Annotated in this window: 11 protein-coding genes; 2 read left to right on the plus strand and 9 right to left on the minus strand. The window is 39.6% G+C overall.

Going from position 1 to position 17008, the window contains the following annotated elements; genetic code table 11:
- Positions 1-741 precede the first annotated feature (741 nt).
- Entirely contained in the window at positions 742-1173 is a 432-nt protein-coding gene (locus HMPREF0659_RS08085) for a Fur family transcriptional regulator (protein WP_013265732.1), read from the minus strand.
- A gap of 542 nt (positions 1174-1715) precedes the next feature.
- On the opposite strand from HMPREF0659_RS08085, the gene HMPREF0659_RS08090 reads away from it, so the two are divergent.
- Positions 1716-2240: a flavin reductase family protein gene (locus HMPREF0659_RS08090; RefSeq protein ID WP_013265863.1), complete on the plus strand. Its 525-nt coding sequence runs from the start codon at positions 1716-1718 to the stop codon at positions 2238-2240.
- Positions 2241-2288: 48 nt separating this feature from the next.
- The gene (locus HMPREF0659_RS08095) at positions 2289-2765 is read left to right on the plus strand and encodes a hypothetical protein (RefSeq protein ID WP_013265081.1); all 477 of its coding nucleotides are present in this window, start codon (positions 2289-2291) and stop codon (positions 2763-2765) included.
- A 459-nt stretch (positions 2766-3224) separates the two neighbouring features.
- On the opposite strand, the gene HMPREF0659_RS08100 is transcribed toward HMPREF0659_RS08095, so the two are convergent.
- The 8 genes from HMPREF0659_RS08100 to HMPREF0659_RS08135 all read right to left on the minus strand — a co-directional run bounded on the left by HMPREF0659_RS08100 (position 3225) and on the right by HMPREF0659_RS08135 (position 16979).
- On the minus strand, positions 3225-4514 hold the full coding sequence (locus tag HMPREF0659_RS08100; protein ID WP_013265580.1) for a histidine-type phosphatase: 1290 nt from the start codon (positions 4512-4514) through the stop codon (positions 3225-3227).
- 223 nt (positions 4515-4737) lie between these two features.
- A complete protein-coding gene (locus tag HMPREF0659_RS08105; protein WP_013265693.1) occupies positions 4738-5898 on the minus strand; it encodes an OprO/OprP family phosphate-selective porin in 1161 nt (386 codons plus the stop codon).
- Positions 5899-6050: 152 nt separating this feature from the next.
- Positions 6051-6842 (minus strand): acid phosphatase, encoded by a 792-nt coding sequence (locus HMPREF0659_RS08110; protein ID WP_013265727.1) that lies wholly within the window; start codon positions 6840-6842, stop codon positions 6051-6053.
- Between the two features lie 164 nt (positions 6843-7006).
- Positions 7007-10177 (minus strand): coiled-coil domain-containing protein, encoded by a 3171-nt coding sequence (locus tag HMPREF0659_RS08115; protein WP_226893197.1) that lies wholly within the window; start codon positions 10175-10177, stop codon positions 7007-7009.
- Between the two features lie 447 nt (positions 10178-10624).
- Positions 10625-11212, minus strand: a complete 588-nt coding sequence (locus HMPREF0659_RS08120) for a DUF417 family protein (RefSeq protein WP_013265472.1) — start codon at positions 11210-11212, stop codon at positions 10625-10627.
- A gap of 407 nt (positions 11213-11619) precedes the next feature.
- Positions 11620-13038, minus strand: coding sequence for a PepSY-associated TM helix domain-containing protein (locus tag HMPREF0659_RS08125; protein WP_013265325.1), 1419 nt, complete (start codon positions 13036-13038; stop codon positions 11620-11622).
- Positions 13039-13942: 904 nt separating this feature from the next.
- The gene (locus HMPREF0659_RS08130) at positions 13943-14560 is read right to left on the minus strand and encodes a hypothetical protein (protein ID WP_044046041.1); all 618 of its coding nucleotides are present in this window, start codon (positions 14558-14560) and stop codon (positions 13943-13945) included.
- Positions 14561-14747: 187 nt separating this feature from the next.
- Entirely contained in the window at positions 14748-16979 is a 2232-nt protein-coding gene (locus tag HMPREF0659_RS08135; protein WP_013265276.1) for a GH92 family glycosyl hydrolase, read from the minus strand.
- Positions 16980-17008 lie beyond the last annotated feature (29 nt).

The following is a 17008-nucleotide window of genomic DNA, read 5'->3' on the forward strand; positions in this document are numbered from 1 at the left end:
TGTGTCTGTTTTTATTGATAGTGCTTTGAATGCTATGCGAATTGATAAAGGATAATTAGTTTTAGTGATTTAATAACAAGTTTGGCTTAATGTAAGATGGTTAAGTTGGGTAGCTTTGTGTTTGTAGAATTCTTGAATTGTAAAGAAAAATCATATCTTTGATTTTTATTGATGCTTAATTGGAGTCTTATTAACGCCCTTTAGGCTTCTAAAAGATGCCCTTTTGAAGTCTTATTAACGCCCTTTTAAACGCTAATTAGGCACCTCTTATTACGCTGTTTTGGAACTGTTTGGTTTAGTGATAGTTACAACTGCATTCGAACGGCTCTTTTTTTGAGTAAAAAGGTGTGCTTTAGAGAGGAGTTTTGTATAGTTATTTCAGCGTCTCTCGTTGTCTGTTGAGACCTCTTGAAACAAATAACGGATGCACAATAGTGCATCCGCATTAACTTTACTGAGAACTATAATAAAGTCACAGTTTATTTTTCTTTATATATCTCCGTTGAACTTGTGGTGAAACTTTGCTGATAATGCCTTGTTTTAGGCTATCTTTTCTTTGTAGCTATAGCCACAAGTAACGTTGATAAATCTTTATGATTAATGTCTTTTTATAATGTTTTTGTATTACAAATGGGTATGGATAGCCCTGTCATTTCTTCTATAACTCAGCCCCACTTGCCAATCTTATTCATGGCTTTACCATTGGTTACACCACGCTTAGTGTATTTTGAGGAGGGGACTTTAGTTCAGTTCCTCTTTCTCGTTCATTGCCTCAAGGCAGTGAGGACAGATACCTTTATAGTAAAGCTGTGTGTCATCAATTCTAAAACCCTTGCCAATTTCGCCAGTATAGCGTGGCATTTCCATAGCCTCAAAGTCATAAACCTTCTCACAACGCTTGCAGAAGAAGTGTGCATGTGGCTCGGTAACGCCATCGTAGCATACGCGGTGGTCATCAATGGTAATCATTGATGCAGCTCCGTGCTCTGACAACATTCTCAATGTGTTATAAACAGTTGTACGGCTCACCGTTGGAAGTTGTTTCTTCAATGCAAGGAAAACCTCCTCCACTGTAGGGTGGGTGTGGTGAGTAGCGAGATACTTCATGATTGCTACACGCTGTATAGATGGGCGAATACCTAATGCTATTAATTTGTTATATACTGAATCCACTGTTGTCTACCTTTTTATCAATTTATACTAAATATATTTCCACTAATCATAATAAATCACCCGAATTAAAACGAATGATTGATAGAATATCACTGCAAAGGTACGAATTTTGTAAAAAACTGACAAATATTATGTTGGAAAAACTACAGATATTGTAGGAGTAGACGAGTGAACAAGTAGACGAGTGAACGAGTTACTTGTGAGAAAGACAGGGTAACATAGTAGTTTGATAAGAGAACAGTTTGCTCAGAGAAAGACACAGTAACAGAGGAACGAGGAGGAGTAATAACATAACAAGTAACTTATCCACTTCTTAATTTGTATGCAATAAAGAGTGTTCTTATGTTACTTTGTCTTCTTTACAAGCAATTTATTCACTTGTTAACTTGTATGCATTAAATGTGTTCTTATGTTACTTTGTCTTCTTTACATGTAACTTGTTCCTTTGTCATCTTTTCACTTGTGTGCTTTGTTGGAACGGATAAAAGTATTACTTTTGTAATTGATAAATGTTTAATGTGTATACATAAAGATCATTTAGGATGAAAGAAGTTAGTTACAAAGATTTAAAGTTCAATCCGTTCAACCTTTTAGGAAAGGAATGGATGTTGTTATCTGCTGGTAATGAGCAGGATGGGTGTAACACGATGACAATCAGTTGGGGACATATTGGCTGTATGTGGGGCCATAACGACCCAACAGTTGTTGCCTATATACGTGCCAGTCGCTATACAAAGACCTTTGTAGACAAGGAAGATTACTTTACGCTTTGCGTGATGGATGCCTCTTTTAAGAAGCAAATGGCTTATCTTGGTTCTGTTTCAGGACGTGATGAGAATAAGATTGAGAAGGCAGGATTGACAAAGGTTTTTGCTGATAATAGTGTTTATTTTAAGGAGGCTAAGTTAGTTCTTGTTTGTAAGAAAGAGTATGCTGCAGACCTAAAGGAAAGTAGTTTTATGGATAAGGAGATTTTTGAACAGGCTTATCCTAATGGCGATCTTCATACGATGTATGTTGGTAAGATTGAAAAAATACTCGTTCGTGACGATGAATATCTTGGTTAGTAAACAAGTGAACAAGTAGACAAGTTTACCAGTTGCTTGTAATAAAAGATGAACTGTAAGACGCAAAAGGTTTATAAGGGAATGAAAATAGGGTATATCTTTATCATTCTATTGCTTCTTGTAGCCTGCAAACCTTATGATGATTATAAGGAAAGGGGGCATTGGAAGCAACTGAAAGAAAACGAACGTATAGGTTTTTATTGGCGGCATAATGATAAAATCTATGCCGCCTTAGGCGATTCTGCCATCCTTATCAAGTATGTTAAGCCTATGGAAGATGTCGATATAGCGACCTTCTATGTGAATAAAGAAACTACCAACGGGATGGAGAATTATGCAAAGGATAAGAAGAAGGTTTATTATCCTTTGCATGCAATATGCGTTGATGCTGACAGCTATGGTTATGAGTATGCTACAGAGCTTATTGTCAAGGGTGCCTTTCCCTCTTCTTTTAGATATGTCGGGGATGGGAAAGGAACAGATGGGTATACGATGTATAGATATGGTTGGCGAGTAGACAAGTGAAAGAGTAGACAAGTTAACCAGTTGCTTGTAATAAAAGATGGTGTATCATGGTAATAGACATAGTAACAAAGGTGACGTGATAATTTAATAAGTAACTTGTTCACGTCCTTTGTTATTATGTCTTTTTTTATCTTTTACACAAGCAACTGGTTCACCTATCTACTTGTTTACTTTGTTATTTTGTCTTTTTTATACAGTAAACTTGTTCACTTCTTCATTATTCTGTCCTTAATAGGATAGGTGTTGAGGCTCCGCACATGTGGTGCTAATGCTTCGCACGAGTGGTGCTAACCAACAGCACAAGGCGTGCGGAGCAACAATAGCGAAGTAGAAGATGGGATATAAGCTGCTTGATAGACGAGTTTAAGAGTAGGAAAGTTGCTTGTTAAATTCTCATTTCCTTTTTTCTATCTTTCTCACAAGCAACTCGTCTACTTGTCCACTTGTCAACTCGTCCACTTACTTAATATCATCGTATGCGCGAATAGCCTGAAGGAAACGTGCATTGACATCCTCGAAAGTATAAAGACCGTCAGTATTCTGATTGAGACCCTTCAACTTTAAGGAGAATACTTGTGGAGCATGCTGCAGGTCGAGTAGGGACATCTGCTTAAGTTGGTCTGTACTCTGATAAACAAGGTTTACGGCTATATAAGCTTTACCAGCAGCGTCGACCCACTTCTCTAAGACAAGTTTTGAACCGATAGGAGTCTTCTTCTCGATAGAGTTAGGAAGTGAATAGTCCTCAACACCAAGGGCAGCATCAACACTTGCAATGTTTGAGTCATGACCACAGAGGAATGTAAACTTACGATCTTTGTCGTTCAGTTCGTCATACATATACTGCAAAAGTGGGTGAGCCACGTTAACAGCAACGATCGGAGCAGTGAAAAGTACGTCGCCATACACGTCTTTTACCTTAGCAATCTTAGTCCAATCCTCAGTTGTGAGTTTATGACCAAAGGCAGCTTTCATGCCATCTGGCTCCTCATAATACTGGAGGATAAAGGCGTCAGAAGCAGAGTTAGCATTCTTCAACGAACCCTTCATTCCTGGCTCTTGGTTGAGTTCAAGCGTAATTTGTGTATCGTTATTAACGAAGTCTTTTATTTCTCCTTTCTTATAATACTCACTTTGCTTTATGTCTAAGACCTTAGCAATGAGGTCGTAGCTCTCCTTTAGACTTTTGTTGATACCAACAAGCCCTTCCTTACCACCCATAGCATTGATTTGCTTCATAGCCTCAGTGCGGAAAGCCTCAGTACTCTTTGTAAGACGAGGGAAGAAGATTGGGTCCATCTTAGATGGTACATAGCGGTGGTTCACACGTAGGTTAGCCACTGGCATGAAGCCACCAGAGAAGTATTGTGCAGTAGCGATACAACGCTGCATAGAGTTGGCATAGACATTTACTTCGTCAATTGTTGGAACATAGTTATCCTTAAACAATCCCGTTTCGATAGTCCATTTGCGGAAGAACTGTCCCATCTCGGTTTCAAGTACACCACCTCTGAGTGTCAGTTCGCTGGCTGCAGATGACCAATTTGTCCACTCGTGTGGAGTCATCTTGCTCAGTGCAGAACCATTGGTTGATAGTGGTGAGCGGATGTTATGACGAGAGAGAATAACAACTTCCTTTAGTTTGTATTTTCCTTTGAACGCCTCAGAACGCTGAAGCTGTGCCTGTGCTAATGCTGGACAAATGATTGTCAGTATTAAAAGGAGTAAGAGTGAATTAAGTTTTCTCATTGTAGTAGGGCTTTTAAAATTCATAATTTATAATTCAGAATTCATAATTATGATTACCATTGTTTGTTGTAAAGGCAGGGTGAACATATCTATATATAGTAAATGTTAATACTCTTCCTTCATAAACATCTGAAGTAATCATAATTATGAATTATGGATTATGAATTCTGAATTATAATGGTAATCATAATTATGAATTATGGATTATGAATTCTGAATTAGTTTAGAATTTAATTTGCAAACGTGTCTCAAGGATAGAGAATGTGTTGTTGTTGAATGCAGCGTTATCTGTTGCGCGAGTGATAGAACCACGAACACGCCAAATCATATACTTATTAAGGTAGTAGTTGAAGGTCAATGACCAATCGTTTACCTTACCACCAAAGATATTGGCATCCTTATCAGTCAAGGTAGAGTAGTTGTAAGCTGCAACAAGCTCCAAAGAACCTGGGTCTGGAGTAGCAATACCCGCATCAGCCTTGGTATAAGTATAGCCCTGACCCTTGAGGAGGTAGCGTACATTGCTATATGCACCCCATGCGTTATAGTTTGGCATAGCATTGTCGCGCTTGATGCCTACGTAGAAGTATTGTGCCTCGAAACCGAAGTTGCCAATAGCAAAGTTCATTTCTGGAGAGAACTTCCACAGTGCTTTAGCGTCTGAGATTGTAGCCTCCTGTGCTGCAACACTTGCTATACGTGTTGGGAAAGGAGCTCTCAAGGTGTAAGACTTATGGCTGAGAGCAGCTGTCTTGTTGTAACGTGGAGACTCATATGCACCACTGATACCGATGTGGAAAATCTTACCACGCTCAGTCAATGGGCGCCATACCAATCGTGTCATTGCACCCCATGCCTCGTTGCCGAGCTTGTCGGTTGTCATCTTCATCGCGTCATTCTCAGCAAATACTGATGCAGTAGCATGGAACTTCTCGCCAGCATGAACATACATCGCACCAATCAGACGGCTGTTGAAGAATGCCTGGTTAGCCAATGGCTCTTCCATTGAAACCTTGAAACTTGATGATGTACCACTCTGTAAACCAAACTGGTGTACGAAGTAACCCATACGAATCAAGTTCTCTTTGTTGAAATTATAATCGAGACTAATGTCTTTTAATGAAAGACTTTGACGTGCATAACCAACGTCAACCTTTGCTTTCCACTTACCATATGTGGCACTTACGCCCATACGTACGTCTGGAATAGCAACACCATCATTGAGCTGGTTATCAAGTGTCTCATCTGTTGAGTGCATAACACCTGCATCCATAAGGATACGACCTGTTGGTTTTACGACCAACTTTGGTTCTGCTTCTTCCTGAGCAAAGGCACTTGCACAAGTCATCAATGCACAGGTAGTAATAAGGATAATTCTTTTCATAAAGGTATTTTTATTATCAATCTTCTATAAATTAGGTTTCTAACTAAGAGTTAGAGCTATAAGAAAGAGTCAAAGAGGAGTTAAGCCATCAACTAAAAAGTTAATGTAAACCTACTGGCTTAACTCCTATGACACCTTATATTTCGTAAGACTTAGTTTGCTGTCTTAAATGTACTCTTAGCAATCTTGCCTTCCTTCTTTAGCTTAGCAAACTCTTTCTTTGCCTTTGCCAACTGCTCCTGGAACGCTGGTTCTGCATGAAGACGTGCTACAACGGCTGCACTAATGATACGGGCAGCATCTACATCGCTCTGCCAGTGGTAACCACAGATTACACGGCTCTGTCCCATTTGATAGCCACGCTCAAGGATTTCATTCTGACGATCAACGTTAATCTCTGACAGAACAAGAGCGGTAGCCCAGCCGATTGCAGTGTGACCTGATGGATAAGAACCATTAGTTGACAGCTCTTGCTGCTGCTCTGGGTTACAAGTCATCTCGTTATAGAAAGCAAATGGGCGAACACGCATGTAGTGATCCTTAGCGCTACGTGTAGCCAAATCACCTGCATCTTCACGCATATTCAAAACAAGTTTATAAATCTCTGGAGTTGTCTCCTTGCTAATCTTAATACCGAAAGCCTCAGAGAAAGCGTTTGGAACACCGTCACCACCTACACGTGCATCAGCTGCTGCCTGATCACCACGAGGAGTATTGCGCTGCATCTTACCCCATTGGTACTGCGCTTCGTCATAAAGAAACTGAATACTACCTGGCTGTGGAGGTGCTGGAAGAAGTTCGAGTGAGCTTGCTTGCTGTCCATCCTGAAGATAATAGAGGTCTGGTTGTGTACGGACGTCTTTAATCTTCTTTGCCGCTGTCTGTGCGAAAGTGGTTACTGAGAACATTGCCAGCAAACCAACAACTAAGGTCTTCTTTGTCATTTTGGTAGAGTTTTAAATTTATAAAATGGTTTAATTAAAATACAATAGTAATATGTTGCTACAAAGGTAGAAGAAATGTTATAAACAAAATAGTTGCATCTCGTTTTTTAGATAAAATAAACGAATGCAACTATTGTTAATATATTGATTATCAGTTGTTACTCTTATTCTGATAATTTTAAAATATAATAGACGATACTGGATGGATTCTCTTTGCAATAGGCAGTAAGAATTGCATTGTTATCACCGATCTTACTATGATAAAGACGACTGACAACAGGATTTAAGTTGCCATAGATACCTAACATTCCTGGTAGGAGTGTGCGCTTTACTCGTGGCATTGCAAGGAGTAAAATCAAGACTCGTACCTGCTGACTGTTGGCTGCAGTGAAGTGGAATATCTCTTTGCAGACTTCTTTATCTGTCATGGTAAAACTCTTGAAGAACTCGTCTGACACCTCTGCTATTTGGTCAGTGATGTCACGTGTAGCAGAGTCGATGTCAGCAAAGAGTTTTGAGTTAAACTTTTTCATGCGTCTTTCCTCATTCTCTTGCACAACATTCTCGTGTACAGCGGTATAATCTTGCATCAGTTTTTGTAGTGTCTTCAAATGTTTAATTTGGTTGATGCGATTATCAATCGTCTGTAACAAGCGAAGGAGTACTATGCGGTCGCGATTATCAATGTCGTTTTCTATCGATTGTAATTCGTCAGATAACGCCTTAGTCATTATCTCATAACCTTCTAACTCTTTCAGTTGTTTGATACTATCAGATATATAGTTACGAATAATCTTCAAGCCATCCTGTGTGAAGATGTTCTCGTATTGATGCTTAACGGCAATGAAATCAGAATAAACTTCTGCCACAGGATGTTGTTTTGATTCATTAAGAATATGGTGAAGACGCTCTTTCATACCATCATTCAGTCCTTTTAGCACGAGTGTGTCTTGAGTAGAACGATGGAATTTATTGAGTCGTTCTTTAAGTTCTTGGATATGATTGAGCCATACTTCATTCCTTCGGCATTGCTCAATGATAACTTCTATATTGTCTGTATTGCGTGCTTCTTCTGATTCATGCACCATAGAGTCACGTTCATAGACCTCAAATTGCTGGATTCGAGCTATTTGCTCATTCAGATATTTCACCATCTGAAGGGCTGTGTCACGGTTTAGTCGGGCTATTCGTGCTGATAGCCTCGCAAACTGTTCGTTGTTATTACGCAGACTTTGTGAACTGATATTAATGCTATCAATCTCATTATTAATACTATCGAGCGTATTGCGTTCTGCCTCTGTCAGCTTGTCTTTTAAGGATTCTAAAGCTTCCAGACGTTGGTGCAGGTCGTCTTTACTCATCTGAAGTTGGCGATAAGTTAATATCTGATGCCTACGATAACTAATGAAGATAATACCAAGGACGCAGATCAGGGTAAAGAGAATGATACCAATAAGTTGTAAACTCGGCACTTTGTTATCAAAGGTTACCCATTTAGCCACCTCTTCCTTCCCTGGAATTAACTGCAAAACACCGAGGTCGGAGCCTATATATAGGGTATTGTCAAGGATAACACCTGCCTGAGCATTGAAGTGGATGTCTGCAAAGTAACTACCACAATCAATCAGTTGTCCCTTTTTTATGATATATTTATGGATGCCTGTTTCTGGTATCGTATAGACAACACTATCATTGATACAGAACATTCTACAGCTTCCATCTGTCTGAATAGAGTCAGAACCTTGAATCAGTAGATGATGATTGGTGAGCAATAGGAGATGAGGTTTCTGCTCATCGTATGTCAGTAGACTACTGATAAATACTTTATCATGTGTTCCTGCAACTTGTTTTATCTGTCCATGCTTTCCAAAGAACACACCATGATTGAGTGTGGCAATATATATCCCTTCACCGTTTTCTACTTGATGAAAAGCTGTTATATATCTGTTATTCATTGCCTTTATCGTATCTGTCTTACCATTTTGGGTATCAATGGATAATAGATAGTCTTGCACGCCAAGGAGTATCTTGCTTTGTTTTGGCAGAAATGCCATAGAGGTGATACGTGTCTTGGTTTGCGCCAACAGTTGTGGACGCTTAAAGAGCTGATTAATCAGGTAATGATTACCAAGATTCAGTCTGAATAGCTGATTATTAGCATTATAGTAATAAATGTCCTCACCATTGGCATACATCTCCTTTGGCAACTCATCATTGTCAAAGTCGTATATCTTCTTTGCTATCTGTTCACCTGCTTTCTGGCAGAATAGTTCATGTTGGTTATTAACATAGATAAGGGATTTGTCGGAAAGACATGCCGTAACGACTGGAGGATTAGCGTTAAAGAAGCCGAGATGGTGTGGAATACGCCATACTGCATTCTTTGTCAGTAGTACGGAAAAGCCATTGCCATCGTCTGCAATGGATATCTGATGCGGATTGTCTGGAATATTGTTACGTAATGGAATAGTAACAAAACGCTTTAAATTGTCTGATAAAAGAATGCTGGACGAAGTAATAAAATAGTAAGTTGAACTTGCTTTATAAAAGGACAAAACCGATTGAGGAAGCGAAAAGGTCTTACTATCAGCTCCATTGAAGCCTTCAATAGTCAGCTGATTATCAGATAGGATATAAAGTTTGCCATCATAAATAGCAACACTACGTATATTCTCCCCTTTATGACGCAGTTCTGTCTTCTTCCTTTGGAGGTTTATGCTTATAACACCAGCTTGTGTTGCTGCAAAAAGCCAGTTATTTCCAACATGACAGAGATTATTTACTAAGAAAGGTTCATAATACTGACCTGTCTTTTCTTTATGAATAGGGTAAAGGGGCTTTAATCCTTGCTGCTGTTGATTAAGCGGCATAGAGAAAAGTCCTTGAGAGGTGGCAACAAAGAGCGTGCCGTCTGCTATATCAATATTATATGGAGAGTATCGGCTGCCTTTGCTTGGAATCTCAAAGGTCGCCTTGTGGACAAGTGTGTCGGCAGCTATGTTCCATAACTGTAAACCGGCATTACGTGATGCTATCCATATCTGATCAGACTGGTTGGGGTCGCGTTCAATGTCATAGATGCGGTCAAGTCCAGTGTAAAAACGCTTTCTGTCTTGTCCGTCAACATGCCATATAACACCCGTCTCACCGCCTATCCAGTATCCTTTTTTATCTATAGACAGTGTTGACAAGCGGTCATCATAGTGAAATTCCCGCTCAGATAACGATCGTGAAGTAGTTGTTTCCTTGCAGCTTGTGATGATAAATAATAGTATCAAGCAAAGGCAGCTACTAAGAAAATGCTTCTTTATCCCTATGTTATATCTTGTAGTCATTAGATTCTACTTTGTCTGCAAAGATAACGAAATACTCTGAGATAGTAACAGGATATCTTATTTACTTTGTGGAAAAGTTATGCTTCCGATGTGTTTCTCAGTGTGTTTTATCATAGAGTATGCTTGCTTAATAATCTTTCGTGCTTTCGGAAGAGTTTTTTATTAACGCCTTTTCGTGTCTTATAATGAGTATAATGCCTCCTTCTCTTATCATCTCCAACCAACGTATTGATGCTTCGCACATGTCGTGTTGATGGTCCGCACATAATGTGCTAAGGGTAAACACCAATGGTGTTGAGGCTGAATAGCCTTGTAATATCAACGATTGATTTGGATTAAAGCACTATAATGAATGTGTATCTTCCAGATGATTAAAGGCTGTGTTACTCTTTATATACATAAAAAAGAAAAGGGAATGTACTGAGCATCCCCTTTTCTTATAATCGTTTACCTCTTATTATTCTTCAAGATTCGCTGTGCACAGTCTGCTAATACAACTACGGCACCTGCTAAAATACATACGTCCTTGATGACAAGTCGACCTGCACCAGTTAGTAGCGGGAATCCATGTTCACCACTACCTAAGTCTGGAACCCAAACTTCAGGTGTCGTGACAAGGAAGGATAGTGTTCCGAATGTCATGATAATGACCAATCCAGAGCCTACAAAACCAACCTTTGGGAACCATATACCCAATAATGTCAAGATACCAAATGACATGATTGCAATACCCAAGCCGTGTGAGAATGTATAAGTGTTGTTTGCCTCATGCCAGTCATGCTTAACCTTATCAAACTCACCCTCTTTGAGTTTATAATCCTTATATTCAGGTGCTTGCTTTGTATAGAAGAAGCTCATAAACGGACTGTTAGCAACGAAAGGTACAATACCCTCTGCCTCATAGTTCCAGAACTTCAAACCACCAATCCATACGAAGATGATAAAGATGGCTATACGTATCAAATGAATACCTGTACCCTTCAGCGATGCCGCGGTATTAAGAACGAAATCTAATAATAATTTTACTTTATTCATAATCTGTTTTTTATTGACTTTATGTTTTGATTTTATACTTTGTGCTTGTGGAATTATCCCGCAATTTATAGATTAAGTTTAGTTTTATCCTATTTCTTTAATCTATTTTATCCCTATTATTTGGATTTGTCGGCAAAGATATATATTAATCTTCAAACCACAAAGAATTATATTGTATTTATTTCAAATAATGCTTCAAAAGACCTATTTATCTGAAAAAATACCATGTTTGTGGTAGAGTCTAAAAGCGTTGTATAGGGAAATTATATGTACGTTACAGCATTATTTAAAATGATGTAATTTGTAAATTAATTCATAAGAGTGCTGAAGACTATTTGCAATACATGAATATGGCAAATACTAAAACTCTCCAGTACACTCCAAGTTACTACGGATAAATTCCAACCCTACGCCTTTTTACCAGACACAAGGGTGAAGATGATGAGGATGCCGATGACGAAAATGAAGAGGAAGGAGCCTAATGCACCGGCATAGATTCTACCTGTGTGTACCTCTAAGGAAAGACTCCAAAGCGACATGGGCTTATCTTTCAATTCTTCTGGCTGTTTTGCGAAGGATGAACCTTGGAAATAGGTGGCTATACATTCCTTGTTTGTGAAATCAGAACTATAGCCAGAGATTGTCTGTTCGTCTGGTGCAGTGCCCGGTATGCGGGGAGTAGAGACCATAGCATCATTGTAGTAAAGTACGACGTTATTCTTACGATCCCAGTAGAATAGACCATCGAAGGAGCCTACTATCCATGATTTGTTGTCTGCATGTTGCCAAACATTTTGACCCATAACACTCACTGGGGGTGCTGTGGTGATAGGTGTTGGCTTGGAAGAGAGATTCTTAAGAGAGTAGAAACCTTCCGAAGTCGAGATGAGCCAGTCGTGAGCTTGCTCATCATATCGAATCATTCTTAGTTTATCATTCCAAGGATTATCATTGTCTAAAGTCGTGCCAGGCAATGGTTTCGTATTGTTTGTGGCGAGGAGAATCATCAGTGGAGGACGTAATGCCCATCCCGTTATTGCGATAAATAGCGTCAAGACGAATGTGTAATGCCCAATCTTTGTATGCCAAACGACCATTGATACTGTTTTACGACGAATCCAATACCATATACCTGTCACACAAAGGATAATTAAGACGACTCCAATTCCGTCTACAATGAGCTTTCCTACGATTCCAAACAGTGCACCGCTATGCAATAACCATATTTGACGGAACAGTGATACCTTCCCCTCATTCCCCTCACCAGCTTGTAGTGTGAGACAAGTAAATTTCTTATAAGGGGCTGTAGCATAGTAGAGATGAGAACGAGAAAGAACGATGAGCGTGTCACCATGGGTGGTGATGTCTGTCAATAGTTCGTCATCCTCTTCCTTTGGTAAATCAATTTTTTGCCAAGATGCGTTCTTCCCCAGTTTATATAAGTCCATGACGCTAACCGCAAACAGGTCATTTTGTGGGGTTTTAGCCATTCCTCGCATCTGTCGATAGTCAGCACCAGCAGGTAGACCTTGGTTATATTCGGTGAAGTGAGAAGCAGTTGTATCAGTTTGAATGACACCCGCTGCGCCATATATGAACACTTTATCTTTGTTTTTATTATCTTTGTAGCGTAATGTTCCACGTAGTAATCCGTTGTTCCATTGGTTGAATTTATACTGACCAGGCAATATTCCACGGCTTACATTAATATCAGAAAAGAGTTGACGATGATTGAGGACAATACCTGAAAGGCAGAACATTACTAAGAAGAATGTTATGATGATGCCAATCCACTTATGGTTTTTAACCCATGTCTTACGTTTCATATTTTGTTGTTTGTGTTATGTTATTTTTAACTCAGTTTTAAAATGCTGTACAAACTTACACAAAAAAACTGTATTTCGGGGCTTTTTGAGCTATATTTTTGGTTCTTCCAGAAGTTGGAGTAGTAAAGTGAAGCTATTACGTAATAAGTCACACGGAGAAATAGAGCGGAAGGATCTAAACTCAAAATCATGGAGTTGGTGATGGCTTAAAGAGAGACAGAGGTGATGCGTACAGATTCTTGATACCTTATAGAAATTCATGCTTTGTACATAAAAACTCGCAAACAACCTCCGTTGTTTCAAGTATCGACGTTGCTTCGGTAACTTCTATCGCTTTGTTTTGACAATTCTCAGTTATCTCCTTTTCTCTGTGTGATATTTGTTAAGATTCTAAATGCAAAAGAAAACCTAACCATTTCAAGTTTCCGAGTACCGCTCTTTGTCCTAATTTTTCATAAACTGATTTTATAAAGACCATAAAATGGCTTGCAATTAACGCCCTTTAGGCTTCTAAAAGATGCTCTTTAAGCCTCTTACTAACGCCCTTTTGAAGCCTTATTAAGCACCTTTTGAAATCTTAATTTGCAACTACTTGATAGCAAATAACTTGCAAAGGTGATGAAATAAGTCACTTTTAATCCATTTTCCTACCTTTTCTTTAATCTTTTTGTCAATATATTTCTTTGCCTTTTAGACTAAAATATGTTGCCTACAGGGGTGTTTTCGGGTGTTACTTTTAACTTCGTCTGCTTTATTTCTTCGTGTGATTTATTATGTAATAGGGGGTTACTTTATCACTCCTTATCTTGAAGAACAAAAAAAGAAACCCCAATTAACAGAGCTTTATATAAGTTCAAGCTACTTTTAATTGGGGTGTATATTATAAGTTTCAGTTTGTTATGTCTTACTTTCTTGTAACACGAACATATCTCATAACCTTCTTAACGACTACTCTTCTCAAGTCGCTGTCATTGAATTTGGTCTGAGTTAGCTCAAACTCATTGTTGTTCAAGAATCTAATTTGGAGGTTCTTGCGCATCTTACCGTCTATCTTCATAAAGAAACCATCACGGCGGAAACCATAAACACCGATATCGTCATCACGCTTCCATCTGCCATTGTCTTCTCTTTCTATAACGCTCATGGTTCCATCATGGTAGAAATCGAAACGGTGCAACTCATCATCGAGGTCGTTATCATCGTGACCAACAAGCGTTCGAAGATTAACAGGCTCACCTGTAGCGAAGTCAACAGGGAGGAACTTATAGTCGTCATATCTGTCAATCGTGAAACCTACCTTATATTCCTTATGTGTTCTTGGATTGCGCACAATGGCATAGCTACCCTTATTTGTAAGCTCCCAGGTACCAACAATCTTAGAGTTGGTTGTAGGTGCAGCAGCTACTACGTTGTTATTATCCTTTACTTCATTGTTTGCAGCGTATGAACTGGAAAATGTAAACAGTCCAACTAATACTAAACCAGCACATAAAGCGTGGTTAGAAAAAAAGTTTTTCTTCATTGTTATATATTCATTTTTGGATTAATATGTTGCAAATATACGTAAAGAAATTATAATAGCAGGGAAGTATTTATACCGTTTTAAATGATTTTATAGAACTCATTAACATACTGCCTCTTAATTAACAGATTTGTTCAAATAGAAACAAAATCTGTTAATTGAGTGCAAAGGGGGATGTGATAGCTTCCTATTTCGCAGGTTTATTGCCCATTGTGAAGTCGATTATAGGACCTGATAACAGCTGTTCATGCTCAAGATAATAATGTGGATAAGGCTGCTCATTCATTGTAATATGCTGAATGAAGCGATAGTCTTTGTTATTCTTTTCAGCCCGAATTGTGACAGTCTTACCATTCTCCAACTGTATCTTGACTTTACGAAAGTAGGGGGTACCAATCATATATTGTGTACTGCCAGGACAAACAGGGTAGAAGCCGAGAGCAGAGAAGACATACCAAGCTGATGTCTGACCATTATCTTCGTCGCCACAATAGCCATCAGGCTGCGCGGTATAGAGTCGGTCCATCACCTCACGCACCCAATACTGTGCCTTCCAAGGCTGTCTGCTGTAGTCATAGAGGTAAATCATGTGCTGGATAGGTTGGTTACCATGTGCGTAATTACCCATGTTCATGATTTGCATTTCACGTATTTCGTGAATTGTAAAGCCGTAATAGCTATCGTCAAAGATAGGAGGAAGTTGGAATACACTGTCTAACATTGCATTAAACTTATCGTATCCTCCCATCAGCTTTGCCAGCCCAGCAGGGTCATGGAATACACTCCACGTGTAATGCCAGCTGTTTCCTTCCGTGAAGGCATCACCCCATTTGAAAGGATTAAATGGCGATTGGAAGCTACCATCCTCATTACGTCCACGCATCAGACCCGTTTCCTTGTCGAAAACCTTCTGATAGTTCATTGCTCGGAGTTTGAAAGGTTTGAGCTCTTTAGCACTCTTTCCGAGTTTTAATCCTAACTGATAGATACACCAGTCATCGTAGGCATACTCTAAGGTACGGGCAACACTCTCGTTGATTCCCACGTTATAGGGTACGTAACCTAAGCGATTATAATAGTCAAAGCCTTTACGTCCAGTAGAGCTAACGGTTGGGTGAACAGCATTAGCACCATGCACAACAGCTTCCCAAAGTGTTTCTATATCGTAGCCACGCAATCCCTTGATGTAAGCATCAGCAACGACCGAAGCCGAGTTGTTGCCCACCATACAATCACGATGCCCCGGACTTGCCCACTCTGGAAGGAATCCACTCTCCTTATAGGCATTGACTAAGCCTGCTTGCATCTTCTCATTCATTGATGGATAGACAAGGTTGAGCAATGGAAAGAGCGAACGGAAGGTGTCCCAGAAACCTGTGTCAGTAAAGAGATAGCCTGGTAGTACTTTGCCATTATAAGGACTATAATGGATAGGATTACCCTGTTCATCAAACTCATAGAACGAACGTGGGAAAAGTACGGAGCGATAGAGGCAACTATAGAAAGTGCGAAGATGGTCGATATTATCGTCCTCCACTTCTATACGTCCTAAGATATTGTTCCATTCTTTTCTACCTTCTGACTTCACCTCGTCGAATGTCTTGCCCTCCACTTCCTTGAGATTGCGCAATGCCTGTTCGTCACTAATAAACGATGAGGCTACCTGTATATTAACTTGTTCGCCTCGTTTGGTGTGGAATCCGACAACAGCCATGGCATGATTGCTGGTTGCAGAAGTCTTGCCCTCTGATAGTTTCCCATCTTCGATACTGCCAACGAAAGAGAAATTATGGTCGAAGCGCAGCACAAAATAGTTCTTGAAGTTTGCTGGTACACCACCGCTATTCTTGGTTGTATAGCCCACGATAGTACGTTTGTCAGGCATAATGGTTACGGAAGAACCCTTGTCAAAGGCGTCTACAACAAAATAAGCTTCTTTTGTTTGTGGATAGGTGATACGCATTACAGCAGCACGACTGGTAGGACTCACCTCTACTGTGACGTCGTGGTCAGCTAAATAAACCTTATAGTAATAAGGAGTAGCAGTCTCAGCTTTGTGTGAAAACCAGCTGGCACGTCCTTCCTCGTCAAAGAGTTTCTTACCTACGACGGGCATGACAGAGAACTGTCCGTAGTCGTTAATCCATGGACTTGGTTGATGTGTTTGCTTGATTCCGCGAATCTTATCGGCTCCGTAGGTGTAAGTCCAGCCATCTCCCATCTTTCCTGTCTGTGGAGTCCAAAAGTTCATGCCCCATGGTAGGGCTATAGCGGGGTAGGTGTTACCCGTTGAAAGTTCTGGTTTTGAGGCTGAACCCACTAAAGTACTTACGTAATCAACAGGGTTGTTTACTGTGATAGCATATAGATGAGCTATAAATGTCAGCAATAAGAAAACAAGAAAAAGGCTTCTTTTCATCTTTTGATAAGGTGATTTATTTGTATATT

It is taken from the genome of Prevotella melaninogenica ATCC 25845, from assembly GCF_000144405.1.
Taxonomy (GTDB): domain Bacteria; phylum Bacteroidota; class Bacteroidia; order Bacteroidales; family Bacteroidaceae; genus Prevotella; species Prevotella melaninogenica.

Bases quoted from the DNA above. Each gene is read 5' to 3' on its own strand.
- HMPREF0659_RS08090 (WP_013265863.1), top strand. From the start codon at position 1,716: ATGAAAGAAGTTAGTTACAAAGATTTAAAGTTCAATCCGTTCAACCTT.
- HMPREF0659_RS08100 (WP_013265580.1), bottom strand. From the start codon at position 4,514: ATGAGAAAACTTAATTCACTCTTACTCCTTTTAATACTGACAATCATT.
- HMPREF0659_RS08125 (WP_013265325.1), bottom strand. From the start codon at position 13,038: ATGAAACGTAAGACATGGGTTAAAAACCATAAGTGGATTGGCATCATC.
- HMPREF0659_RS08105 (WP_013265693.1), bottom strand. From the start codon at position 5,898: ATGAAAAGAATTATCCTTATTACTACCTGTGCATTGATGACTTGTGCA.
- HMPREF0659_RS08130 (WP_044046041.1), bottom strand. From the start codon at position 14,560: ATGAAGAAAAACTTTTTTTCTAACCACGCTTTATGTGCTGGTTTAGTA.
- HMPREF0659_RS08120 (WP_013265472.1), bottom strand. From the start codon at position 11,212: ATGAATAAAGTAAAATTATTATTAGATTTCGTTCTTAATACCGCGGCA.
- HMPREF0659_RS08110 (WP_013265727.1), bottom strand. From the start codon at position 6,842: ATGACAAAGAAGACCTTAGTTGTTGGTTTGCTGGCAATGTTCTCAGTA.
- HMPREF0659_RS08135 (WP_013265276.1), bottom strand. From the start codon at position 16,979: ATGAAAAGAAGCCTTTTTCTTGTTTTCTTATTGCTGACATTTATAGCT.
- HMPREF0659_RS08115 (WP_226893197.1), bottom strand. From the start codon at position 10,177: ATGACTACAAGATATAACATAGGGATAAAGAAGCATTTTCTTAGTAGC.
- HMPREF0659_RS08095 (WP_013265081.1), top strand. From the start codon at position 2,289: ATGAACTGTAAGACGCAAAAGGTTTATAAGGGAATGAAAATAGGGTAT.